21 protein-coding genes are annotated in these 25238 nt (G+C 64.1%); 3 read left to right on the forward strand and 18 right to left on the reverse strand.

Annotated elements, in window-relative coordinates:
* Positions 1 to 2: 2 nt before the first annotated feature.
* From surE to J5J10_RS08995, 12 genes are all read right to left on the reverse strand, one after another.
* Entirely contained in the window at positions 3 to 776 is a 774-nt protein-coding gene (surE, locus tag J5J10_RS08940) for a 5'/3'-nucleotidase SurE (protein WP_211929640.1), read from the reverse strand.
* Positions 777 to 786: 10 nt separating this feature from the next.
* On the reverse strand, positions 787 to 2070 hold the full coding sequence (gene serS, locus J5J10_RS08945) for a serine--tRNA ligase (RefSeq protein WP_211929641.1): 1284 nt from the start codon (positions 2068 to 2070) through the stop codon (positions 787 to 789).
* 98 nt (positions 2071 to 2168) lie between these two features.
* Entirely contained in the window at positions 2169 to 2978 is an 810-nt protein-coding gene (gene tatC / locus J5J10_RS08950; protein ID WP_208549687.1) for a twin-arginine translocase subunit TatC, read from the reverse strand.
* Complete coding sequence (gene tatB, locus J5J10_RS08955; RefSeq protein ID WP_211929642.1) at positions 2975 to 3661, reverse strand: Sec-independent protein translocase protein TatB; 687 nt, start codon at positions 3659 to 3661, stop codon at positions 2975 to 2977. Before tatB ends, tatC begins: the two co-directional genes overlap by 4 nt.
* Positions 3662 to 3715: 54 nt before the next feature.
* Positions 3716 to 3910, reverse strand: coding sequence for a twin-arginine translocase TatA/TatE family subunit (locus J5J10_RS08960; protein ID WP_208549682.1), 195 nt, complete (start codon positions 3908 to 3910; stop codon positions 3716 to 3718).
* Between the two features lie 42 nt (positions 3911 to 3952).
* Entirely contained in the window at positions 3953 to 5053 is a 1101-nt protein-coding gene (locus tag J5J10_RS08965) for an ABC transporter ATP-binding protein (protein WP_208553505.1), read from the reverse strand.
* A 91-nt stretch (positions 5054 to 5144) separates the two neighbouring features.
* On the reverse strand, positions 5145 to 5822 hold the full coding sequence (gene scpB / locus J5J10_RS08970; RefSeq protein WP_211931188.1) for an SMC-Scp complex subunit ScpB: 678 nt from the start codon (positions 5820 to 5822) through the stop codon (positions 5145 to 5147).
* Positions 5823 to 5876: 54 nt separating this feature from the next.
* Positions 5877 to 6734, reverse strand: a complete 858-nt coding sequence (locus J5J10_RS08975; RefSeq protein WP_249116705.1) for a ScpA family protein — start codon at positions 6732 to 6734, stop codon at positions 5877 to 5879.
* Complete coding sequence (nagZ, locus tag J5J10_RS08980; RefSeq protein ID WP_211929643.1) at positions 6734 to 7750, reverse strand: beta-N-acetylhexosaminidase; 1017 nt, start codon at positions 7748 to 7750, stop codon at positions 6734 to 6736. Before nagZ ends, J5J10_RS08975 begins: the two co-directional genes overlap by 1 nt.
* 120 nt (positions 7751 to 7870) lie before the next feature.
* Positions 7871 to 10882, reverse strand: a complete 3012-nt coding sequence (locus tag J5J10_RS08985) for an SPOR domain-containing protein (RefSeq protein WP_211929644.1) — start codon at positions 10880 to 10882, stop codon at positions 7871 to 7873.
* Between the two features lie 63 nt (positions 10883 to 10945).
* Entirely contained in the window at positions 10946 to 12706 is a 1761-nt protein-coding gene (gene argS, locus J5J10_RS08990) for an arginine--tRNA ligase (protein ID WP_211929645.1), read from the reverse strand.
* 58 nt (positions 12707 to 12764) lie between these two features.
* Positions 12765 to 13982 (reverse strand): deoxyguanosinetriphosphate triphosphohydrolase, encoded by a 1218-nt coding sequence (locus J5J10_RS08995; RefSeq protein ID WP_208549671.1) that lies wholly within the window; start codon positions 13980 to 13982, stop codon positions 12765 to 12767.
* Between the two features lie 178 nt (positions 13983 to 14160).
* Between J5J10_RS08995 and erpA the strand changes: the two genes are divergently transcribed.
* From erpA to J5J10_RS09010, 3 genes are all read left to right on the forward strand, one after another.
* A complete protein-coding gene (gene erpA, locus J5J10_RS09000) occupies positions 14161 to 14493 on the forward strand; it encodes an iron-sulfur cluster insertion protein ErpA (RefSeq protein ID WP_208549670.1) in 333 nt (110 codons plus the stop codon).
* Complete coding sequence (gene xth, locus J5J10_RS09005; RefSeq protein ID WP_211929646.1) at positions 14490 to 15278, forward strand: exodeoxyribonuclease III; 789 nt, start codon at positions 14490 to 14492, stop codon at positions 15276 to 15278. Before erpA ends, xth begins: the two co-directional genes overlap by 4 nt.
* 152 nt (positions 15279 to 15430) lie before the next feature.
* Positions 15431 to 16078 carry a hypothetical protein gene (locus J5J10_RS09010; RefSeq protein ID WP_211929647.1) on the forward strand — a complete coding sequence of 216 codons (648 nt, stop codon included), beginning with the start codon at positions 15431 to 15433 and terminating at the stop codon, positions 16076 to 16078.
* A gap of 9 nt (positions 16079 to 16087) precedes the next feature.
* On the opposite strand, the gene exoR is transcribed toward J5J10_RS09010, so the two are convergent.
* The 6 genes from exoR to J5J10_RS09040 form a co-directional block, all read right to left on the reverse strand.
* Positions 16088 to 16879, reverse strand: a complete 792-nt coding sequence (exoR, locus tag J5J10_RS09015; protein ID WP_208549666.1) for an exopolysaccharide production regulator ExoR — start codon at positions 16877 to 16879, stop codon at positions 16088 to 16090.
* A gap of 515 nt (positions 16880 to 17394) precedes the next feature.
* Complete coding sequence (locus tag J5J10_RS09020) at positions 17395 to 18582, reverse strand: outer membrane protein transport protein (protein WP_249116706.1); 1188 nt, start codon at positions 18580 to 18582, stop codon at positions 17395 to 17397.
* Between the two features lie 362 nt (positions 18583 to 18944).
* The gene (locus J5J10_RS09025; RefSeq protein WP_211929649.1) at positions 18945 to 21875 is read right to left on the reverse strand and encodes a valine--tRNA ligase; all 2931 of its coding nucleotides are present in this window, start codon (positions 21873 to 21875) and stop codon (positions 18945 to 18947) included.
* 120 nt (positions 21876 to 21995) lie between these two features.
* A complete protein-coding gene (locus J5J10_RS09030; protein WP_211929650.1) occupies positions 21996 to 22766 on the reverse strand; it encodes a PopZ family protein in 771 nt (256 codons plus the stop codon).
* Between the two features lie 141 nt (positions 22767 to 22907).
* Positions 22908 to 24296: a TolC family outer membrane protein gene (locus tag J5J10_RS09035; protein ID WP_349252057.1), complete on the reverse strand. Its 1389-nt coding sequence runs from the start codon at positions 24294 to 24296 to the stop codon at positions 22908 to 22910.
* A gap of 287 nt (positions 24297 to 24583) precedes the next feature.
* Positions 24584 to 25237 (reverse strand): protein-L-isoaspartate O-methyltransferase, encoded by a 654-nt coding sequence (locus J5J10_RS09040; protein ID WP_211929651.1) that lies wholly within the window; start codon positions 25235 to 25237, stop codon positions 24584 to 24586.
* Between the last annotated feature and the right edge of the window lies 1 nt (position 25238).

Raw genomic sequence — 25238 nt, forward strand, 5'->3', positions numbered from 1 at the left:
CTTCAACGGCCGACCCCGAAGCCAAGCGCCCGGGCAACAGCGTCCTGGGCGGAATAGTCCGTCGTATCGATCTTCAGCGGCGACACCGAGATCTTGTTGTCCTGGATCGCCTTGATATCAGTACCTTCGCGGAAGCGGTCGCCGCGATTGCCGAAGCGCAGCCAGTAATACGGGAAGCCACGGCCGTCGGCGCGCTCCTCGACCTCCAGCCCGAAGTCGAGCTTGCCCTGCGAGGTGACCTCGATGCCCTGCACTTCCGACGGCGCACAGCGGGGGAAATTGACATTCAGGAAGGTGCCGGCCGGTAGGTCGGCCTTGAGCAGTTGCTCGATCAGCTTCGGACCCAGCGTCTCCGCGACCTCCCACGGGATGACGCGGCCCCCGTTGGTGTAGTCGTAAAGCTGGCTGAGCGCGATGGAGCGAACGCCCTGCAGCGTGCCTTCGATAGCGCCAGCGACCGTGCCGGAATAGGTGACGTCGTCGGCGAGGTTGCCGCCGGCATTGACACCAGAAAGAACCAGATCGGGCTTTTCGTCCATCAGTTCGCGGATCGCCATGATCACGCAATCGGTCGGGGTGCCGCGCAGCGCGAAGCGCTTGTCGTCGATCCGGCGCAGGCGCAAGGGTTCGGAAATCGTCAACGAGTGGGCGAGACCGCTCTGATCCGTCTCGGGCGCGACGACCCAGACGTCGTCGGTCAACGTCCGGGCGATGCGTTCGAGAGCCGCCAGACCCTCGGCATGGATGCCGTCGTCATTGGTCAGCAATATCCGCATCGTCTTTTCCTCACGCTGCCTTTTCGATTCTGGTGATACCGCCCATGTAGGGCAGCAGCACGTCGGGAACAGTGATCGAGCCATCCTCGTTCAGATAGTTCTCCATCACCGCAATCAGGCAACGGCCGACGGCAACGCCGGAGCCGTTCAGCGTATGGACGAAGGTGGTGCCCTTGTCGTCCTTGCCGCGATAGCGGGCATTCATGCGTCGGCCCTGGAAATCGCCGCAGACGGAGCAGGAGGAAATCTCGCGATAGGTGTCTTGTCCGGGCAGCCAGACCTCGATGTCGTAGGTCTTGCGCGCGCCGAAGCCCATGTCGCCGGTGCAGAGCGTCATGGTGCGGAAATGCAGGCCGAGGCGCTTCAGCACCGTTTCGGCACACTCGGTCATGCGCTCGTGTTCGGCGATCGAGCTTTCGGCATCCGTGATCGAGACGAGCTCGCACTTCCAGAACTGGTGCTGGCGCAGCATGCCGCGGGTGTCGCGGCCGGCGGAGCCGGCTTCCGAACGGAAGGACGGTGTCAGCGCGGTGAAACGCAGCGGCAGCTTGTCCTGCTCGAGGATTTCCCCGGAGACGAGGTTGGTCAGCGTGACTTCCGCGGTTGGGATCAGCCAGCGGCCGTCGGTGGTCTTGAACAGGTCCTCGGCGAATTTCGGAAGCTGTCCCGTGCCGTACATGGCCTCATCGCGCACCATCAGCGGCGACGAAACTTCCGTATAGCCGTGTTCTGACGTGTGCAGGTCGAGCATGAACTGGCCGAGCGCACGTTCCAGCTTGGCGAGCTGGGACGTGAGCACCGTGAAGCGGGCGCCGGAGAGCTTGGTCGCACGGTCGAAATCCATGTAGCCGAGGGCTTCGCCGATTTCGTAGTGCTCTTTCGCGGCGTGGTTCCAGCCGGGCTTCTGGCCGACGGTGCGCTTGACGACATTGTCGTGTTCGTCCTTGCCGACCGGAACGTCGTCATGCGGGATATTGGGGATGCGCGACAGGGCGTCGGTCAGTTCGGCGGTGAGCTTGCGCTCCTCCTCTTCGGCCGCCGGCAGCGTGTCCTTCAGGGTGGCGACCTCGGCCTTCAGCTTGTCGGCAAGCTCGGTATTCTTCTGCGCCATGGCCGCGCCGATCTCCTTGGAGGCGGCGTTGCGGCGGGACTGCATTTCCTGCATCGAATGGACGACGGCGCGGCGCTTCTCGTCGAGCGAGATCAGGGCGGCGGCCAGCGGTTGTGCGCCACGCTTGGCGAGCGCGGCATCGAGAGCCTCGGGATTGTCGCGGATCCATTTGATGTCAAGCATTGGGCTTACCAGGGTTCGTCAGAAAAAGAGATGAACCCCGCACGACGATGCGGGGCCGGCATCGGCGCCATGCGGGCGCGGCCACTGGAGAGAACCGGTTAGGGCTCGTCTACCTCGTCCGGAGCAGCGACCTCGGTCTTCGCCCGGTTGCGCTCCACGAGTCGCGCCGCATAGATGGCTATCTCGTAGAGAAGGATGGTGGGCAGTGCAAGACCGATCTGGGAGATCGGATCGGGCGGTGTCAGGACCGCTGCGACGACGAAGGCGACGACGATGAAATACTTGCGCTTGTCGGCAAGCCAGCTGCTTTGCAGCAGGCCGACGCGGGCAAGCAGCGTGGTGACCACGGGCAGCTGGAAGACCAGTCCGAAGGAGATCACCAGCGTCATGATCAGGCTCAGATACTCAGACACCTTCGGCATCAGCGAGATCGCCACCTCGCCATCTGCCGGCGCCTGCTGCATCGCCAGAAAGAACCACATGACCATGGGGGTGAAGAAGAAGTAGACCAGCGCGCCGCCGAGCAGGAAGAGCAGTGGCGAGGCGATCAGAAACGGCAGGAATGCCGCCCGCTCGTTCTTGTAGAGGCCGGGTGCCACGAACTTGTAGATCTGCGAGGCGATGATCGGGAAAGCGATCACCAGCGCGCCGAACATCGCCACCTTGATCTGGGTGAAGAAGAATTCCTGTGGCGCTGTGTAGATGAGTTCCGCCTTGTTGACGTCGAGACCCGCCCAGGTCACCGCCCATTTGTAGGGTACGACCAGCAGGTTGAAGAGGTCCTTGGCGAAGAAGAAGCAGACGATGAAGGCGATGAAAAACGCGCCAAGCGACCAGATCAACCGGGTGCGGAGCTCGATCAGATGTTCGAGGAGCGGCTGCGGCTTGTCTTCGATATCCCCGCTCATGCCTTGTCCTTCGTGGTCGTTGCGGTCTTGCGACGGGCCGGCGCCTTGCGGGCGGGCGCAGCCTTCGCGATTTCTGCCGGCTTCGGCTCAGCAGGCTTTGCGGCCTTGGGTTTGCGGGCCGGCGCCTTCGCGTTGTCCGTCGAAACGACAGCCGCCGGAGCCGTAGCCTTCGCCTGCTTCGTGGCGGGCTTGGCCGCAGGGGTCTTGGCCGTCTTGCCCGATTTGGCCGGCTTGGCCTTCGCCTGCTCGCCTGCCGGAGCTGCGGGCGCCGGATCGGCCTGCTTCACCAGATCGGATGTGACGGGTGGAAGCGGAGACGGCATTTCCGGCAGAGGGGCGGACTTCGCCTCGGACGTGGCGGCCGCCGTTCCAGCAGCGGCGGTCGTTGCCTTGCCGATATCGGAGCGAATGCTGTCGCCGACCTCACGAAGCGGGCTGATCGCGTCGCGGACCACCGATGCGGGATTAAACTTCCTAACGTCCGAGATGCTGCGACCGACATCCTCGAGGTCAGCTTCGCGCAGCGCCTCGTCGAACTGCGAACGGAACTCGCCGGCGGTGCGACGCAGCTTCGTCATCATCTTGCCGAAGGCCCTCAGCATGGGCGGCAAGTCCTTCGGCCCCACCACGACGATCAGGATCACCGCGACGACGAGCAGTTCGCTCCAGCCAATATCGAGCATTAGGAAGGCTCCTGAACCGGCGGCAACAGGACGCGCCGCCGTTACGCCGATGCGTTACTTGGTTTCGTCGGCCTTATGCTCGACGTTCTTCGGATGGTTGTCCGCAGCGTCGTCGTCGGACATGCCCTTCTTGAAGCTCTTGATCCCCTTGGCCAAGTCGCCCATGAGCTCCGGAATCTTGCCGCGGCCGAAGAGAAGCAGGACGATCGCCAGAACGATCAGCCAGTGCCACACGCTGAAAGAACCCATTACTGCAACTCCTTGTTTTTGCGTCACACCGATGTAAGGGGTTTAACGCTCTTTTTCAAACACCAAAATGTCGTGAGGCTTCACATTCACAGTGACCTCCCTGACGCCTGTCGGCAGGAGGTCGGCGCGGATACGCGCGCGCACCGGCTGGTCCGAGCCGGGCACGGCAAGTTCAAGCATTTCCACCACGCCGAGGAAGCGTCGCGACAGGATGCGCGCGGGGATCGCGCCACCGGTTTCGCGGACATCCACAGCCGACAGGCGGACCGCCGCCGAGCAGGCCGCTTCCTCCGCAAGGCCACCGGCCGGCACCGCGCCGAGCGGCGTCTCGACCATGCCGGCCCGGACGCGGCCGGAAAACTCGTTGATCTCGGAGAAGAAACCGGCCGCGAAGAGATCGGCTGGACGACGATAAAGCTCGTCCGCGGTGCCGACCTGCACAAGCCGACCCTCCCGCAGAAGCGCGATGCGGTCGGCCATGCGCATGGCCTCCTCGGCATCGTGGGTGACGACGATGGCCGTGGCGCGGCTTTCGCGCAGGATCGCCAGCGTGTCGGCGCGAATGGTGTCCTTGAGGCGGGAGTCGAGGCCCGAGAACGGCTCATCCATGAGGAGAACGCCCGGACGCGGCGCCAGCGCACGGGCAAGGGCCACGCGCTGCTGCTCGCCGCCGGACAGCACGTGCGGATAGGACTGGGCGTAGCGCGACAGGCCGACGCGCTCCAGCGCCACCATCGCCTCCGCAGCCGCCTCGCGGGCGGGAAGCGCGGTCAGGCCGAACTGGACGTTCTTCAGGATGGTCATGTGCGGAAAGAGCGCGAAGTCCTGGAACATCAGACCGATGCCGCGCTTTTCAGGCGGCAGGAAGACATCGGGACCGGCAACCTCGCGATCGTTGATCACGACACGGCCTTGGGACTGCGCCTCGATGCCAGCGGCGATCCGCAGGAGGGTCGTCTTGCCCGAACCGGAGGGACCGAGCAGGCAGAGCACCTCGCCCGGTTCTGCGGTCAGGGTTACGCCCCTTATCGTCGGCTTGCCGTGATAGGCGTGGCGGACATCCTCAAAGCCGAGCCGCGCGGCGAAGGTGACAGCGGCGCGCCGCCCGGTGCCGCCGGTCTCTGAGGATGCGGCCGGGCGCATCGTCGCTGGACTTTGGATACTGTTCATTCTGCCTGCCCCGGCCGTCAGCGCTGTTGTTGCGCCCGGCCGGTCGTCCGTACGAAAGATGACCCTATTCGTCCGGTTCTCCGCCGGGAGTCAAGAGGCCGAGTTCCTCAAGGTCGAGCGGGGTGATCGGATCCTCGTCCTCGGTGAGTTCGTCGCCGAGGTTCGGGAGCGGCATGTTGAAGCCCGGCGGGATACGGCCGGAGAGCAGTCCGGCGGACTTCAATTCCTCCATGCCGGGCAGGTCGCGGAGCTCCTCAAGGCCGAAATGATCGAGGAAGTCGCGGGTGGTGCCGAGCGTCACCGGGCGCCCCGGCGAGCGGCGGCGGCCGCGAAAGCGCACCCAGCCGGCTTCCATCAGCACGTCCAGCGTGCCCTTCGACGTCTGCACGCCGCGGATCTCCTCGATCTCAGCCCGTGTCACCGGCTGGTGATAGGCAATGATTGCAAGCACTTCCAGTGCGGCGCGCGAGAGCTTGCGAACCTCGTTGTCTTCCTTGCGGATGGCAAAGGATAGGTCGGCGGCGGTGCGGAACGCCCAATGGTCGGAGACCTGAACGAGATTGACGCCACGGCTCGCATACTCCGTCTTCAACTGCTCCATCAGCGGCCGGACCTCGATGCCTCTGGGCAGGCGCTCGGCGAGAAAACCCTCCGAAACCGGTTCGGCCGAGGCGAAGACCAGGGCTTCGGCGATGCGCAGCGCTTCGCGCAGCGTTCGCTCGTCGATCGAAACAGGCTCCATGTCCTCAGGCGGCAAAGAGTCGCGGTCGTCGTCAACGTCGGTCAATGGCCGTCCTCAGAGGGTCGGGCCGGCGACGGGAGCCGGCTGCGGGTTGGATCGCAGGAAAATCGGCTCAAAGGCCGATTCCTGCCTGATCTGCAGGCGTCCCTCGCGCACCAGCTCCAGCGAGGCAGCGAAGGCGGAGGCGATCGCGGTGACACGCTCCTCCGGCCGTGTCAGGTAGCGCAGCAGATAATTCTCGAGCACGGTCCAGTCGCCGATCTCGCCGATCATGCGCGACAGAAGCTCACGGGCATCCGACAGCGACCAGACCTGGCGGCGCTCGATCGTTACCTGCGTGATCGCCTGGCGCTGGCGCAGCGCGGCATAGGCGCTGAGCAGGTCGTAGAGCGACGCATCGAAGGCGGACTGGACACGGTCCGGCATGTGCTCCGGCTGACCACGCTGGAAGACGTCGCGGCCAAGACGATTGCGATTGATCAGACGGCTTGCCGCCTCGCGCATGGCTTCCAGCCGCTTCAAGCGAAAGGCCAGCGTCGCGGCCATTTCCTCGCCCGAGGGACCATCGTCCTTCGACTGCTGCGGGATCAGCAGGCGCGATTTGAGGTAGGCGAGCCAGGCGGCCATGACGAGATAATCGGCGGCGAGCTCGATGCGGATGCGCCGCGCGCTCTCGACGAACTGTAGGTACTGCTCGGCGAGCGCGAGGACCGAGATGCGCGAGAGGTCGACCTTCTGGGTCCGGGCAAGATGCAAGAGCAGGTCGAGCGGGCCTTCAAAGCCGGCGACGTCGATCAGGAGCGCCGGTTCGCCGGCGGCGCGGTCGACCTCCGTGTCGCTCCACAGCCGGTCCATCGGCGTCAACTGGGTGGCGCGGTTGCCGGTCGGGGGCGTTCCGGGTTGCTGGGCCATCAGGCGGCGGCTCCCATTTCGTCGAACTCGGCGCGGATCACGGCCTCGTCGGCGGGCTCGCTCCGCTCCAGCGCGGCTTCGACGGCCCGGGCGCGTTCAAGCGAGGCGCCGGCAAGCGGTCCGACCTCCGCGGCAACCGCCCTCATCTCCTCCATCACGCCGTTGCAGTGGAGCACCACATCGCAGCCGCCGGTGGCGATGGCGCGGGCACGTTCGCCGATGGTGCCCTTCAGCGCATTCATCGACACGTCATCGGACATCAGCAGGCCGTTGAAGCCTATCGAACCGCGGATGATCTCCTGAATGACCTTGGGCGACGTCGTCGCCGGGCGCTCGGGATCGATCGCGGTAAAGACGATGTGGGCGCTCATCGCCATCAGCGCGTCGGCCATGCGGCGGAAGGGCACGAAGTCATGCGCTTCCAGGTCTTCCAGCGTCGCCGTGACCACAGGCAGTTCATGATGGGAATCGGCCATGCCGCGACCGTGGCCCGGCACGTGCTTCATCACCGGCAGCACACCGCCTGACAGAAGCCCTTGCGCGGCCGCCGCACCCATGGCCGCGACCGTCTCGGGGTCGGTACCGTAGGCGCGGTCGCCGATGACGTTGCTGGCACCCTCGACCGGAACATCGAGCACCGGCAGGCAATCGACGTTGATGCCGAGCTTCAGCAAATCGAAGGCATGGAGGCGCGACATGAGCCAGGCGGCGCGAAGCCCCCTCTCCCGGTCCTGCCGGTAGATGTCGCCCAGCGCCGCCGCCGAGGGATAGCGCGGCGCGATCGGCTCGCGAATACGCTGGACGCGGCCACCTTCCTGGTCGATCAGGACAGGCGCATTCCGTCCACCCACGGTCTCGCGCAGCGATGCCACCAGATCGGTGATCTGCTGCCGCTCGACAAGATTGCGGGCGAAGACGATGAAGCCCCAGGGCTGCTCGGCTTCGAAGAAGGCCTTTTCATTCGGTGTCAGCGCAGTACCGGCGACGCCCAGGATCATTGCTTTTGATTCGCTCATGGCAGTCAGCATAGGGGCTTGACGTGAAAAGCCGAAGGCGGGCGAATCACCATTCACAGGAAAAAGGGCGGAAACGTCGCCGTTTCCGCCCTTCTTATCCGTTGAGACCTGTCGTTTTCGTCACCGTGCGACGAGGCAGGAGCCTCCGGCGGCCTTGTAGCGCTCGCAGAGCGAGATCGCCTCCGCGCGCGAACCACCGGGAATGCGCACGCGATAATAGGTTCCCTTGCCTTCGATGTCGGCCCGCTTGATGTCGACACCCTTGCCGCCGATGACGCCGGCGTAGCGCGAAGACAGGCTCTGGTAAGATCTCTGCGCCTCGGCCTCCGAGGGGAGCGATGCGATCTGGACGTAGAATTCCGACGCGACTGCCGCCGGCGCGGCAGGTTGCGCCGCTTCGGTCGAGGTCGATGCGGGCGTCTGCGTCTCGGTGGCCGGAGCCGGCCGGACATTGCCCTGATCCGTCACTGTGCTGACGACGTCAACCGGTTGCTGAGCAGGCCGTGTGACCGGGACCGGTGCGGAGGTCGCAACCTCTGCCGGAGCGGAATCGGTCTGCGTGGTTTGTGCCGGCGCGGTCGTCTCCGGAGCAGTCGCGGCGGCCGCGACGGTCTCGGTCGCAGCAGGGGTTGCGGCGGGCGCCTCGACAGCTGGCGCGGCCTCAACCGGTGCGGCTGCCGTTTGCGTCGCGGACGGCTGTGCGAGAGCCGGCGCGGTCGGCGACGTCGTTTGCGGGGCGGGCTCGTCGATGTCCTGCGCGACCAGGGTGCCGTCGGCACGGACGATCATGGTGCGGACCTTGCGCGGTGCGATGGCGACAGCTTCCGGTTCCGTCGAGGCGGCTGCCGGTTCTTCCGGCTGGCTGCCCGGCAGGAGGCGAGGATCCTCGGTCTCGCCAACCGGCGTCTGCGCCAGAAGGGAGTCATTTTCGCCCTCAAGCGGAAGCGTTTCCGGCAGCAGTGTCTTCTGGACGACGTCGACCGGTTCCTCGCTGCCGGAGATCAGGCTCTCCTGCTTGGGATCCTCGACGGCGCCCTCGACACGATCGTAGACGGCCTTGTCCTGGTTGGGCACGGCCGTGCCGCCGGGATTTTCGGGAACGATCTTCACCGGATCCTTGTCGGCCAGGATCACCGGCGGCTCGCCCGATGCGATGACGCCGCTGCCCGTTCCCGTCAGCCAGACATATCCACCGCCGGCGGCGAGGACCGCGATCAGCGCGACGGACGCCGCAAGCAGCAGTCGGCGGCCGCCGGAGCGGCCGGCGGGCTCTTCTTCCCGTTCGATCACGACACGGGTCGCCTGTCGTGCCGGGTTGGCGTGCGCCTGACCGAGGGTCTCGCGGAAATCCTCCTCGAGCGCTTTCTCGAACTCGTCAAAATTCTCGACCGGGCCGGATGCGGTCGCAGGGCGCGACGCTGCCGGGGCCGGCGCGACTGCCGCCTGAGCCGGCTGTTGCGGCTCGGCGACAGCGGTGTCGGCAAAGAGCGTCGCCAGCTCGGAATCGAGGTCTATATCGTATTCAGCCCTGTAGACCGGCGGCTCGACCGGCTCAGGCGCCGGGATTTCCGGCACATCGAGGGCGGGGATCGCCGACGGCAGGTCGTCCTGCTCGGAAATCTCGCGCGGGTCGAAGGGCAACGGCTCGTCCATCAGGCTGGCGGGGCCCCTCGTCTCGACCGCCGGACGAACCGGCATGGGGGCGGCGGCCGTTACCGTCGGTTCGGACCGAGCCGCGACGGGCATGGAGGCCACGGGGTTCGCGCGGCTCACGGGCTGCGGCGCCGACTGCGGGGCAACAGGTGTGACGGCGGACGGCGGCGGGTTAAAGGCACGGGCCGGAGTGGTGACGGCGGCAGCGGCAACCGGCGCGAAAGAAGCGCTGATGGCAGCCGCCGAGGAACCGGCGTTCGCCGGCGTTGCGGCTGCAATCTCCGCCTCGTCGTCAAGCGAAAAGTCCGAGAGGTCGAGCTCCAGATCCTCCAGATCCAATTCGAACTCGCCATCATGAAGCGGGTCAATGACGGGCTCGGCCGCTGGTACGGTCTGGGGCGCCTGCTGCCAACCGGCAACGATCTCGGCCTCGAGCGACGGCGGCGTCTGGTCAGGAGCAGACTGGGAAACGAACGGAAGGGCCTCGACCTCGGCAACGACCTCGGTCTCCGGGGCCTGCGCGAAGCTCATATCGAAATCCGGCTCGCGGCGCGGCGCGGCGGGTTCTTCCGGCGCATCGGCCTCGAAGGGCATGTCGAACGCGGAGAAGTCCGCGAGTGTATCGGCGGGAGCCGGCTCGTTTGCGACGGTAGCGGCCACTTCGGGTTCGGCGAACCGAGGCTGGGCCCAGTCGGGCTCGACCGAAGGCTCGACCCGGTGATCGTCGACCGCGGGATAGACCTCCGGCGCGGGTTCGGTGTGTGACGCAGCCGGTTGCGGGAGGGCCCAGCCGAATGCGGCCGCGAGCTCATCTTCCAGAGAGAGAGACGGCGCGGCAGGCGCCGAGACCGGCGCATCCTCGAAAACCGGCTCACGCGGAGTGGGCTTTGCTGCGAAATTGGCGATCGGCAGGTTGAGGCGCGGCGCGGGCGCCACCGGCGGCTCCGGCTCGATAGCCACCTGATCGAAGGAGACGGGCGAGACGGGTGCCGGCTCCTCCTGCGGTTCGGCAATCGCCCATTCGAGTTCGGTCGCGAGATCGTCCTGCGGCGCAAAGCGGTCTTCGAAAGCATAGGTCGCCAGCACGTCCTCGTCGCGAGGCTCCACTTCCGGCTCAAGCGCGGCAGTGCCGGTGTCGACGGTTTCCCAGGCCAATGACCGGTAATCAGGCTCGGCTGTCAGGGGCGTCTGGAACGCAGGCTCGGCTTCGACGGGCTCGTCAAAACTCGGCTCGACTGACTCATAGGCCGGACGCTCCTCGGCCACAGCCACCTCAGGCGCAGGGGCCGGCTCCTCGAAGGTCTCGAATTCCCGCAGAAGTTCTTCTTCAAGATCGAAGGCCGGCTCGACCTTCGGCGCGACGGGTGGCTGGGATGCAGGCTCGAAACCGACGATCCGGGCAAGCTCCGCCAACGGGTCGTCATCCGCGAAGGAGTCGCCGCCAAATCCACCCTGGAGGGCCGCCTGATGTTTTACCATACCCATTTCCACTCTTTACGCGACAAAACGCTTGCCAGCGCATTGTGGGGAAATGGTGACAGACTACCGCATCTCGTTCGGTGCGTCGGTGCCAGTTATGGCAAGGCCCGACTTCAAAACGGAGGCGACAGCATGCACCAGCCCAAGTCTGGCAATACTCAATTGTCGGTTTTTATCGTTAACAAAGCGTAATTCGGGTTGATCCTTGCCTTTGTTCCAATGTGCGTGGAACGAACTTGCCAGATCATAAAGGTAAAATGCAAGGCGATGCGGCTCCTGAGACTGGGCCGCGGCCTCGATTACTCGTGGATATTCTGCGAGCTTGCCGACCAGTTGCACTTCGGCCGGATCGAGACCCGACTGCAGCACCGCGCCGGCAAGATCCAGGTTGTCCGAATCAAGGTCGGGAAAGGCTTCCCGCGCCTGACGGAAGACGGACATGCAGCGGGCGTGGGCGTATTGGACGTAGAATACCGGATTGTCCTTCGACTGTTCCGTCACCTTGGCGAAGTCGAAGTCGAGCGGCTCGGAACTCTTCCGGTAGAGCATCATGAAGCGGACGGGATCGCGACCGACCTCGTCGACGACTTCACGCAGCGTAACGAAATCACCCGAGCGCTTCGACATCTTGACCGGCTCGCCGTTGCGGAAGAGCTTGACCAGCTGGCAGAGCAGCACTGTCAGCTTCGATTTGCCGCCGGACACGGCGCGCGCCACGGCTTCCAGCCGCTTGACGTAGCCACCATGGTCGGCGCCGAGGACGTAGATCATCTCGTCGTAGCCGCGATCGAACTTGTCCTTGAAGTAGGCCACGTCGGCGGCGAAGTAGGTGAACGAGCCGTCCGACTTCATCAGCGGACGGTCGATATCGTCGCCGACATCGGTCGAGCGGAACAACGTCTGCTCGCGGTCCTCCCAGTCTTCCGGAAGCTGGCCCTTCGGCGGCGGCAGCTTGCCGCGATACACATGGCCCTTGAAGGTCAAGTCGTTGATGGCCGACAGGATCGCGGCGCCGTTGCCGGCATGCAGCGTGCGCTCGGAGTAGAACACGTCGTGGTGGACGTTGAGGGTGGCGAGATCGTCGCGGATCATCGCCATCATCATATCGATCGCCTTGTCCTTGACGATCGGCAGCCACTTCTCCTCGGGCATGGCGAGCAGCTTCTGGCCGTATTCATCGGCCAGCGTCTGACCGACCGGGACGAGGTAGTCGCCCGGATAGAGACCGGACGGGATCTCGCCAATCGCCTCGCCCAAGGCCTCGCGATAACGCAGGAATGCGGAACGCGCGAGCACGTCGATCTGCGAGCCGGCGTCGTTGATGTAGTATTCCTTGGTCACCTCGTAACCGGCGAATGCCAGCAGGTTGGCAAGCGCGTCACCGACGACGGCGCCGCGGCAATGGCCGACATGCATGGGACCAGTCGGGTTGGCAGAGACATATTCGACATTGACCTTGCGGCCCTTGCCGACGGTCGAGCGGCCGAAATCTGTGCCGTTCGCGATCAGGTCGGACAGAAGGCGCTGCCAGTATGCGGTCGAAAGGCGAAGATTGATGAAGCCGGGGCCGGCCACCGTGATCTCGGCGATGTCGGCGTCTTCCTTGAGCTTCTCGGCGATCAGGTCGGCCAGAGCGCGCGGATTGGTGCCGAGCGGCTTCGACAGTACCATGGCGGCGTTGGTCGCAGCATCGCCGTGGCTCGGGTCACGCGGCGGTTCGACGACGATACGGCCGAAATCGAGCTCGCCTCGCTTCGCCTTGACGATGTCCATCTCGTCGAGGGCGGTTTTGATCCTGGCTTCGAAATCGGCAAAAAGGTTCATGTCGTCTGTCCTGCGCGGCGTTGCGGCCATCTGCAATGGAGTGGGAATGCGGCGGGCTCTACCGCAATTCAGGGGTATGGTCAAACAGCTCCCGGTGCGCGCGCACCGCGAACGTATCGGTCATGCCGGCCAGATAGTCGCCCACATGGCGGGCGCGCTGCGGATGATTGAGACCCGGCAGCTGGTTCACCCAGTAGTGGCTCTTCATCAGCGCGGGATCCGCCATGTAGGCATTGAAGAGGTCAGACACGATCTGCGCCGCACCGGCGCGGATGCGCATGATGTCCGGGTGGCGGTAGATGCGGGAGAACAGGAGTTTCTTGATCTGCCGGTCCGTCTCGGTCATCGCCTCGGAGAAGGTGGCAATCGTCCGGTCGGCGTCGCGCACGTCCTGCGCCGAGCGCGGCTTGACCTGTCCGAGACGCTCCTGGGCTACGCCAATCACGTCCTCGACCATGCGGGTGATCTGCCGGCGCATGATCTCGTGGGCGAAACGGTCGGGATCGAGGTGCGGATAGCGGTCGCGGACCTCGCGCATCAGCCCGGCAAGAAAAGGCACGTCCTCCAGCATCTCGAAGGTCAGGTAGCCGGAGCGCAGGCCATCGTCGATGTCATGGGTGTTGTAGGCGATGTCGTCGGAGATCGCCGCGACCTGGGCCTCGAGGCTGGCATAGCTCTCGATCTCCAGGTCGTGAAGCTCGGTGTAATCGAGGATCGGCTGGGGTACGGGGCCGCGTGTCCCCTGCCCGTCCTTCGTCCGCAGGGGGCCGTTGTGCTTCACGAGGCCTTCGAGCGATTCCCAGGTGAGGTTCAGCCCGTCGAACTCGGCGTAGCGGCGCTCCAGCTTGGTGACGATGCGGAGCGACTGGGCGTTGTGGTCGAAGCCGCCATAGGGTTTCAGCGCCTCGTCGAGCGCATCCTCGCCGGTATGGCCGAAGGGGGTGTGGCCGAAATCGTGGACCAGCGCCACGCCCTCCGCCAGATCCTCGTCGATCTTCAAGGCGCGGGCGAGCGCGCGGGCGATCTGGGCGACCTCGATCGTGTGTGTGAGCCTGGTCCGGTAGTGATCGCCATCGGGGCCGATGAAGACCTGGGTCTTGTGTTTCAGACGGCGGAAGGCGGTGGTGTGGACGATGCGGTCGCGGTCGCGCTGGAATTCCGACCGGGTCGGGCTCGACGGCTCGGCAAACAGGCGACCGCGCGAGCCCCACGGGTCCGAGGCGTAAAGCGCCCTCTCTCCGAAGCCAAATCCGAGTGCCTTGGTGTCGATAGTCATTTCCAGTCCTTGCGGTTCGCCATTGACGCCTTGCCCGCGCCTTCATACCTATAGCCTCATCCGGTGAAACATGCCGGACGAAGCAGGGCAAGTCATAGTATCATGTCTGTCCTTGTCGTGAACTTGACAGACAAGCCCCCATCCCGTTTCTGCGGGCCTTGACCCCGTCGGAGGTAAGATGACCGAGCAAAACGTAACCCTCTCCGAAGCCGCCGCGAAGCGCATCGCAGCGGTCGTCGGCAGCGAAGCCGGCAAAAGCGCGCTGCGCGTCTCCGTCGAAGGCGGCGGCTGTTCCGGCTTTTCCTACAAGTTCGACCTCGAATCGGACCGCGCCGATGACGATATCGTCGTCAGCCGCGACGGCGCGACGGTGCTGATCGATCCGGTGTCGCTGATCTACATGGCCGGCTCCGAGATCGATTTCGTCGACAACCTGATGGGCCAGTCCTTCCAGATCAAGAACCCGAATGCGGTGGCGAGCTGCGGCTGCGGCACGAGCTTCGCCGTATGAAGATCGCCACCTGGAACATCAACGGCGTCAAGGCGCGCATCGCGAACCTCTGCCAGTGGCTGGAACAGTCCTCGCCCGACATCGTCTGCCTGCAGGAGATCAAGTCGGTCGACGAGGGTTTCCCGCGCCTCGAGATCGAGGCGCTCGGCTATCATGTCGAGACCCACGGCCAGAAGGGCTTCAACGGCGTCGCGCTCTTGTCGAAGAGCAAGCCGGACGAGGTCAATCGCGGCCTTCCCGGCGACGACACCGACGAACAGGCGCGCTTCATCGAGGGCGTCTTTTCCGTTGCGGGCGGCGTGATCCGGGTGTGCTCGCTCTACCTGCCAAACGGCAATCCGGCCGACGATCCGGTCAAATATCCCTACAAGCTTGCATGGATGGCGCGGCTGAAGGCCTTCGCTCAAGACCGCATGGCACTCGAGGAGCCTCTGATTCTCGCCGGCGACTACAATGTCATACCCGAGCCGTACGACTGCCACGACCCGATGGTCTGGGCGGGCGATGCCCTGTTCCTGCCGAAGACGCGCAATGCTTTCCGCGAGCTCGAATATCTCGGCCTCGTCGATGCCGTGCGTGCCTCCACCGATGAAGCCGGCGTTTATACGTTCTGGGACTATCAGGCCGGTGCCTGGCAGAAGAACAACGGTATCCGCATCGATCACCTGCTTCTTTCGCCGGAAGCGACCGACCGCCTGAAGGCGACGGCGATCGAGAAACACGTGCGCAGCTGGGAAAAGCCGTCCGACCACGTTCCCGTCGTTGGTCTCTTCGATTTCGGCTGAGGCGCATCGTCACCCCCGGCGTGCGTCGACAGGCTGACTGACGCAACGCAAGTTCCAATCCATGTTCGTTGGCTAGACTACTTATCAATTGCGATCCCTATCGCCGCGCCCGCTTGCGCGGCCGGCGGGATCGGCAAACGAAGGAGGCTGGCATGACCGACATCACGTCGATACGCATGAGTTCCGCGCAGACAATGCTGAGGGTCCTCAAGGATACGAACGCCGATTCGCGATCGAGCCGGGACGGATCGACCAACAGCCCGTTGTCCTCTTCTTACCTGCTGCAATCCTTTGGCGCCGGAACGGCTGACGAGACCGAGGAAGACATCTTCTACGGCCGGTTCGAAGCGCTGCAGGCCTCCGTAACCGAGGCGCAGAGCCAGATCGAGGCGGAGACCACCTCCGGCATCGGATCGAAATCCTTCATGACGGCTCTCAAAGCGCGGCTGGAAGAGCTGAAGGCCACGCCTGACGGCAAGGTGAAGGCCGAGGAGATGCTTGCAGCGCTCGACGCAGGCACACTGACTGTCACGGATGCCGCGGCGGGGGAAACGATAAAGGCCTGGGATGTATCGGCAGATAACGAGACCGGGACGATCAGCAAACCGACCGAGGAGACGGACGCAAGCGGATGGTCCGACTTTCTGCGAGACCGGCTGACCCGTGGCAGCAATGCCACCTATCTGATCGGGCCGAACGGTGCTTATGTCGACAAGGTTAGCGGCGAGAGCGCCTATTTCGGCACGATCGGCGAGACCTACGCCTATCTCAGCTGGCCAGCGACGGGCGCCAGCGCCTAACGACGTGGATCATTCGGCGCCGTCGACCCGCGGCGCCAGCGCCACGGCCACCCGACGGTCGTCTTCGGTGGCGACCGAGAAGGCCTGTTCCTGCAGTTCCTGCACCCAGCCGCAATCCTTCGGCTCGCACTTGTCGAGCGCAGCCGTCATGAAAGCGAGGCCTTGGGCGGTCTGACCTTCCTGGAAGATCAGGTTGCCGAACACGGCCATGGCGCCACCGTGGCCATTCTTGCGGGCGACGTTCAGCCATTTCTTGGCCTGCTTCACGCTTGCCTTGCCGCCCTCGCCGACGAGAAGCATCTGGCCGAGCTGGAACTGCGCCTCGGGCACGCCGAAGGTGGAAGCGACCTGGAAATAGATCTGCCGCGCCTGGGCGAGATCGACGCCAACGGGCGAGCCTGGAATGCCCTGGCGGAAATACTGGGCAAGCGACATCAGCGAATAGATGAAGAAACCGGTATCGTTGGAGCCTGGCTCGACGCCGCGGCTGGCGATCCGCGAATAGATCTTGAAGGCCTCGAAATCATTCTTCACCACGCCGTCGCCGTCGGCATACATTTCGGCGAGCGCGTATTGGGAGGCCGTATGGCCCTGTTCGGCCGCGTAGCGATAGGCCTCGACAGCGTCCTTCTTCTGGCCGTTCTGGTAGGCCTTGAAGCCGAACTTGAAGAGATCGAATGGGCCCGATTCCTTGGTGACGCCGGCGTTGATGTCGAAAGCGAACGCGCCTGTCGCCGACAACAGACACAGTACCAGAGCCGTAAACGAACGCACCGGCCGTATTAACCCCGTATTTACCATAGTTCCGTATATCTTTCGTCCACTGAGGGCGATTGGAAGACGCCGTTGCCCATCGGTCTTCCACGTCCCGTACCAATAGTCGCGCAAGTCGATGAACAACCCGTTCACGCGGCCTGCGGGATCGCCACCGGCAGCCTCATCCGATCCGATCGCGAGCCAAGGCTAGCGCTCTTTTCGGGCGAGACTGCGGCCCCTCGATGGCTCTCGATGTTCCGGCAATCGTGGAAGGTGCCGATCCGCGGCAACCTACAGATTTTTCGGGTTTTTCGTCCCTACCGGCAAACACCGCCAGCCCAAGCGGCCGACCTGCCAATCCCTTTTTCGACTTCGTTGCTCATTCTGCTGCGCTTTGTTTGTGGCGGGAAATGGACATTTTTCCCGTAGCCCCTGCCGCTCGACAATGTTCGTCGCAGCGTTGCAAAACTGTAACAATGGCGGAGACCCCACCGGACGCCACGCAAAAGAAAAGCCCGGACATGCCGGGCTCTTCGATGTGTATCGGACTTGAGCGTTTCTCAGAACGCGATCTTGTAGGAGCCGTTGATCGCGTAGGCCCAGTCACCATTGGCGGTCGCGTCGAAGTCGGCACCGTCGGCGGTCGACTGGCTTCCGGACGTCAGATAGGTGACGGCCGCGCCGAGACGGAGCACACCCGGACCAGCCTTGATCTGGGTCCCCGCGCCGAGGGTCCAGGTATCGGACATGATGTCGGCGCCAGTGCCGACACCCTGGTCCCACGTCAGCTGCAGCGCGCCCGAGACGTTTTCGGTGAAGCTGTGGCCGACACCGGCGGTAATGGTCCAGCCATCCTTCCAGAAGAAGTTCTTCTCCTGGGGGCCGAGGTTGTCGATGGTGTAGTTGAGAGTCTGGAGAACGCTCCAGTCCGTCCACTTGACCGAACCGTAGGCCAGCCAGCCCGGCGCGATGCCGCTCTGCAGGTTGAGCTCCAGCGACTGAGGCAGCGAACCCTCGCCGGTCGAATCAAAGGTCGCTCCGACCGGAACGCCACCAAGGGCGCCGCCGAGAAGCGCGCTCTCGAGTCTGAAATCGCCAGAGGCCTTGTGATCCACCTGAGAGCGGTACATCAGCTCGGCACGGAAGGCATATTCCTTGATCTCATAGGCAGCACCGATGCGGTAACCGAAGGCGCTGTCGTCCTTGAGGTTCAAGGTGCCGAAGTCCTTCGACTCGGTATAGTCGAAAGACTGCGAGAACACGCCGCCGATGACGTAGAAGTCACCCGGGCCTGCCTTGACGTTGGCGGCGCAGGTGCCGCCGAATTCGTCGGTCGTGAATTCCGAGGTAATGACGGCATTACCGCCCAGCAGCGCCGTGAGGCCACCTGCGGCTATGTCAGCCGCCCGGTCAGCAGCCTGGGCCTCGTCGCCATAGGACGATTTCGCGCCGAAGGGCTGCGTGTAGCTCACCACACACGAGAAGTTGTCGCTCATCCGCCACTTCGCGGCGAAGGACGGGATGACGTAATCCTCTGTGTACCGGTCGTCCGTCGCGCTTACGCCGCCGATCGTATCGTAGTCACGGTGCGGCGATACGTAGGTCGCCCCGCCGCGCACGACGAACGTGCCGTCTTCATAGAGAAGATCGGTGTCGGCTTCGCCGCGCGTGAAGCCGCCGGCATTGGCTGCGGATACCAGCGCACAGGTACCGAGCAGGCATACCGCAGTTTTCTTGATGATGTTCATGGCCATAAGTCTCCCCACTCCAGGCATTCGATTTTTGCATTGTAGCCATGCGGAAACGAGAGACAACAATCCGCGTCCACCCCATATTTTGGGTTGGAGAATTAAATATTTACGTAACATGTTTGACGGGCACGTAAGAAATCATTCGATATAGAATATTTTTTTATCCACGATAGCGAACGCGCCTAAATTTGAAACAAAATGCCGCCGGTTTAGCCATGTGTCGCAGAAATGCGACAGTGCGGGAATTCGCATGGTGCGGCGCAACGTGCTGATCCCTCGGAAATTTTAGCGTCGTACGTGCCGCTCTCAAGAAACCGCCGGCGGAATGATCCACCGGCGGTTCCTGTCTCGATGGCCGGTCAGGAGGCGTCGCGGACGCGCGACAGGGCCTTTTCCACCGTGGCGCGCTGCTGCTCCAGTTCGGCGTGCCGTTCGCGCTCGGCGGCGACCACCTCCGGATTGGCATTGGCGACGAACTTCTCGTTGGAGAGCTTGCCGGCGATTCGGCTCATCTCCTGGTCGACCTTGGCAATCGCCTTTTCGAGACGCGCGGTTTCGGCCGAGAGGTCGATCAGGTTGCCGAGCGGCAGGCAGGCGGTCGCCTCGCCGACAACGACCTGGGCAGCCCCCTTCGGCGCATCAGCGGCGAGCGTGATGGCATCGACGCGGGCGAGACGCTTGATCGCGGCATCGTGGCGGGCAAGACGCTCCTCGGTCGTGCCATTGGCGCCGACGACGATCAGCGGCGCGGTGGCGCCGGGTGGAACGTTCATCTCGGCCCGCGCAGAGCGAATGCCCGAGACGAGGTCGATCAGCCAGTTGACGTCGGCGGCCGCAGCCTCGTCCATGAAGACCGCACGCGGCCAAGCGGCGTGGCAGAGCAGAGTGTCGCGTTCTGTCCCCTCACCTGCCGTATGCTGCCAGAGTTCCTCCGTGATGAACGGCATGAACGGGTGCAGAAGCTTGTAGATCTCCTCCAGTACGAAGGCGGCGCAGCCTTGTGCCTCGGCCTTGGCGTGTTCGTCGTCGCCCATGAAGATCGGCTTCAGCAGTTCCAGATACCAGTCGCAGAACTGGTTCCAGACGAAGCGGTAGAGGCTGCCGGCGGCGTCGTTGAAGCGGTAGTTCTCGATCGCCTCGGTGACCTCGTTGCGCGTCCGCGCAAGCTCCGTCAGGATCCAGCGGCTGGTGGCGAGTGTCGTCGTTTCCGGCAGGAACGTCGGGTCGGCCTTGACGCCGTTCATCTCGGCGAAGCGCGTGGCGTTCCAGAGCTTGGTGCCGAAGTTGCGATAGCCGGCGATGCGGGCCGGATCGAGCTTCACGTCGCGTCCCTGTGCCGCCATGATCGCCAGCGTGAATCGCAGTGCGTCGGCGCCGTACTCGTCGATCAGTTCGAGCGGATCGATGACGTTGCCCTTCGACTTCGACATCTTCTGGCCGTTCTTGTCGCGAACCAGCGCATGGACATAGACCGTGTGGAACGGCTCGACCGGGTTTCCGGCCTCGTCCTTCATGAAGTGCAGGCCCATCATCATCATGCGGGCGACCCAGAAGAAGATGATGTCGAAGCCAGTGACGAGAACGCTGGTCGGGTAGTAGCGGGCGAGTTCCGGCGTCTTTTCCGGCCAGCCGAGCGTCGAGAACGGCCAGAGCGCGGAGGAGAACCACGTGTCGAGAACATCCTCGTCGCGGGTCAGGATTTCGCCGGGCTGGAAGTTCTCCAGCTTCTCCTCGACCCAGGCCTTCCACGGACCCTCATGGGCGATGTAGTGCTGGATGGCGGCGTGCAGCGCCTCATCCTCGGTCTTTTCGACGAAGACCTGCCCGTCCGGACCGTACCACGCCGGAATCTGGTGACCCCACCAGAGCTGGCGGGAGATGCACCAGGGCTCGATGTTTTCCATCCATTCGAAATAGGTCTTTTCCCAGTTCTTCGGGACGAAGTTGGTGCGGCCCTCGCGGATCGAGGCGATCGCGGGTTCAGCCAGCGTCTTGGCGTCGGCGAACCACTGGTCGGTCAGCATCGGCTCGATGACGACGGCCGATCGGTCGCCGAACGGCTGCATGATCTTCTTGGATTCGACATAGGGAATGTCGTTGCCCTCGGCATCCTTGACCGTGACGGCCAGACCCTCGGCGTTGATGGCATCCACGATGCGCTTGCGGGCCTCGTATCGATCAAGGCCGCGATACTCGTCCGGAACGAGATTGATGCCGTCGACTTCCGCTTCGCCGGGGACATGGCCGGACTTCGCGATCTCCAGCGCCTGGGCGGCGTAGACGGCATAGGGCTCGCCGTCGTCGCGCATTTTCGCGCGGGTATCCATCAGGCGGTAGAGCGGGATATTGTTGCGGCGGGCGACCTGGTAGTCGTTGAAGTCGTGCGCGCCGGTGATCTTGACCGCGCCGGAACCGAAGGTCGGATCCGGATATTCGTCGGTGATGATCGGGATCAGGCGGCGATGTTCCTTGGGGCCGACAGGGATTTCGCAGAGCTTGCCGACGATCGGCGCATAGCGGGCGTCGGACGGATGAACGGCGACGGCGCCGTCGCCCAGCATCGTCTCGGGGCGGGTCGTCGCGATCGAGATATAGTTACGCTCTTCCTGGAAGGTAACGTTGCCGTCTTCGTCCTTCTCGACATAGGTGTAGGTTTCCCCACCGGCGAGCGGGTACTTGAAGTGCCACATGTGGCCGTCGACTTCCTTGTTCTCGACCTCAAGGTCGGAAATCGCCGTCTCGAACTTCGGATCCCAGTTGACCAGCCGCTTGCCGCGATAGATTAGGCCTTGCTTGTAAAGCGTTACAAAGACTTCGAGAACGGCCTGCGACAGCCCCTCGTCCATGGTGAAGCGTTCGCGCGACCAGTCACAGGAGGCGCCGAGGCGCTTCAGCTGGTTGAAGATCAGCCCGCCGGACTCTTCCTTCCACTCCCAGACCTTCTCGATGAAGGCCTCGCGGCCGAGTTCGCGGCGGCTCATGTTCTCGCCGACCTCGGCAAGCTTGCGCTCGACGACCATCTGGGTGGCGATACCGGCATGGTCCATGCCAGGCTGCCACAGCACGTCCTTGCCGCGCATGCGCTCGAAGCGGATCATGATGTCCTGCAGCGTATTGTTGAGCGCGTGGCCCATGTGCAGGGAGCCGGTCACGTTCGGCGGCGGGATGACGATCGTGAAGCTCTCCTCGCCCGGCTTCTTGTTTGCACCGGCGCGGAAAGCGTCCGCGTCATCCCAGGCCTTGGCGATCTTCGGTTCGACCGCGGCGGAATCGTAGGTCTTTTCGAGCATTTCGGACCAACTCTCTGATTTTGATTGTTGCGGCTTTAAAGCCGGACAGGCGAGCCGGAGTCAACAAGAAAGCCGCCCCGGCGACCGGAGCGGCTGATCGTCTCGCGGCAATGCGGTTTCTTAGCGGCGCGGTCCGCGGGCCACGCGTTCGATCTCTTCTCGCACCAGGCGTTCCACCAGCGTCGGCAGGTTGTCGTCGAGCCACTCGCGCAGCATCGGGCGCAGCATCTCTTCTGCCATCTCATCGAGCGAACGCCGCTGTTGTCCGTCGACGACGGCGGCAAGCTCGCCGAACGAGCGGGCGACGAGCGCGCCCGATTCCGCCGACAAAAGTCCGGATGCAGGGGCGGTCTCTTCGATCGCGTCCGACCGCTCAGACGCCGAAGGCATCATCGCGGGCTGCGAGGGCATCGAGAAATCCGGCTGCGGAGCGCGCGGCGCGGGCTCGGCCGCCGGCAGCGGATTGCGCATGCTTGCAAGCCGGCTCGGCATGGCCTGTGCTTCAGGGGACGGTTGTATTTGCGGCTGAGCCTGCGGCTGCGGCTGGCGCGATGCGGGCACGGCCGGCTGATAATCCTCGCGCTCGACGGTGGCGCGGACGCGCGCGGCGAGATCGGCGAGCGACACGCTGCGGGCCGGCGTTTCGGCAGCGACGGCCGGCGCCTGCATCGGCGCGGCCATCGGCCGGTCGTTGGCGGCATAGAGTTCGGCCGGGGCGTTGTCCTCGTCAATGGTCAGGCTGATCTCGTCGTCATACTGCTCGTCGTAGAGCGGCGGCACGGACACGCCGAGGCTCTTTTCGGCGCCGGGATCATTGCTCTCGATGATCTTGCGGATCGATGCGAGAATTTCTTCCATCGACGGTTCACGCGCTACACCTGGCTGGGCCATTCCTATCCCCGTTTTAGTCCGAAGGCACTCGACCGGCTGCGACCGGCTCACGAATCGGTTCACCGTAGGATACCGCGACCGCGAAAAAAATCACGCCCACACGTTTTCCCGGGCGTGATCAACAGTTTTCTCCGCCAATGATCAGGGTACGTCGACGGTGCGAAGGCCGAACCACATGTCCTTGACGGCCTCGTAATGCGCTTCCGCCCGATACTCGGCGACCTGCAGATCCTGGCTTTTCACCGTCAACTTGCCGGTGGCGGCGAGAAGCGAGTAGCTGGCGACGACGGCGTTGCGCTGATAGGCGACCAGGCTTTCCTGGGCCTCGAGAACAGCCTGCTGCGCGTTCAGCACATCGAGCGTCGTCTTCTGCCCGACATTGCGCTCCTCGATGACGCCCTGAAGCGCCTGGTTGGAGGCGGAAATCTGCTGGCGCGCAGCGCGAATGCCGGCCTCGGCCGCTTCCATCTGCGCATAGGCGCCGGTGACCTGCTGCTGGATGGCGGCCCTGACGGAATCGACCTGCATGCGCTGGGCGCCCAGCGTCTCCTTGGCCTTGCGGATGTTGCCGTATTCCGCGCCGCCCTGGTAGATCGGTACGTTCAGCCGCGCGGTGATGGTCGCGACATCGGTGTCCGGGCTCGGCGTGCTGAAGAAGCCGTTGCTGGTCGTTTCGTTGGTCCAGTTGCGCGAGACATTGCCCTGGATGACGACGCCGGGCAGCAGGCTTCCCTCGGCCGACTTGACCTGATAGCCGGCGGCATCGACGGCGTAGAGAGCTGAAAGCACGGCCGGATGTTCGCGAATGCCGGTCTGCACCGCGACGTCCAGCGTCGGCGGCAGCGCGCGGGAGGCCGGCGCAGGCTGCTTGACGCCAGTCGGCGCCGTGCCGACGACCTGAACGTAGACGGCTTCGCTCTGCTTGAGCGACGCCACGGCGCCGGTCAGGAGCGCCTGGGCCGCGGCCAGCTGGGCCTGGGCCTGGCTGACATCCGTGCGGGTTCCCTCGCCCACCTGGAGGCGCGCATTGGCGGCATTCAACTGTTCCTGAAGGAAGCTCAGGTTCTTGCGGCGGATGGCAACGATCTGCTGTTCGCGCGCGACGTCGGCATAGGCCTGAGCGGCGGCAAGCAGGATGGAGATTTCCTCGGCGCGCAATTGCTCGCGGCTCGAAGCCACACCCGATTCGGCCGCCTTCACGTTGTAAAGCGTCTGAAAGCCGTCGAATATCTGCTGGGTGATGGTGATACCGATGCTCTCGGTCTGGTAATCGAAGCCGTCGCCACCCTTGATATAGCCACCAACGGAATTGGCAGTGGCACTGGCACCGATCTGCGGCCGCATGGCCGCCTTGGCGATCGTCACGTTCTCGTCCGTGGCGCGAAGCTGAGCTCGGACGGAATTGAGATCAGGATTGTTCCGATAGGCCTTGGCCATCGCGTCGAAGATCGTTTCGGCCGACGCCAATCCGGGCGCAAGGATCATGCAGGACGCCATGGCAGCGAACATGGTGCGGCGAAAAATCGACACAGGCTGAACTCCAACTCCCGCTCGCGACATCATTCACGAGCCAATGCGTCCGAAACCCGGACTCCCCCAAGGCACCGACAGCGGGCAGCCTTGTCCGCGCAAGCTCGCCCAGCTCGCGCATTGCCTTAGCTTAAACGGTGCGGGTGCGCCTGCAACATCGAGAACAGGTTGTCCCAGTGTAAATCAACACGACGTTGCGCAAACGCCACATCCCGGACAAAGCGGAAAACAAAAGGCAGCCCGCAATGGACTGCCTCGACAAAGTTCACAACGAACAGGTCAGTCGTTCAGAAGACGAACTCGGCGGCGCGGCGAAAGCCCGGAAGTGGCTTCACGGAGGTATTGAAGTGCTCGCTCTTGGAATAGCTTTCCCCGGCGCGGACCAGAACGGTCGCGCGGGCGGCATTGCCATAGCCGACCACAGCGACCAGGCGGCCGCCTTCGCGCAGCTGCGAGATCAGTGCCTCGGGCACAATCTCGACCGCACCGTTGACGAAGATGATGTCGTAGGGCGCTTCTGCGGGGTAGCCGGCTTCGAGCGGACCGGTGACGACGGCGACATTGTCGCAGCCGAGCTTTGTCAGTGTTTCCGTGGCGCCGGCAGCCAGGGCCTCGTCGCTTTCGATCGCGACCACAGAACCTGCAAGCTGCGACAGGACCGCTGCCGCATAACCTGCGCCGCAACCGATCTCCAGCACCACATCGTGCTCACTGATCTGTGCGAGTTGCAGCAGCTTGGCGAGCGGCGACGGCTCCATGATGTAGCGGCCGGGCGCGATCTGCATGTCCTCGTCAATGTAGGCGAGCGGCTTCATCGTGTCGGACACGAAGGCCTCGCGCGGCACCGACAGGAAGGCCTCCAGCACCGAATGCGCCGTGACATCGGTGGTCCGGATCTGGTTGTCCACCATCTTGATGCGTGCTGCCTGGTAATCGATCATG

Source organism: Ciceribacter sp. L1K23 (assembly GCF_018122705.1).
GTDB lineage: Bacteria > Pseudomonadota > Alphaproteobacteria > Rhizobiales > Rhizobiaceae > Allorhizobium.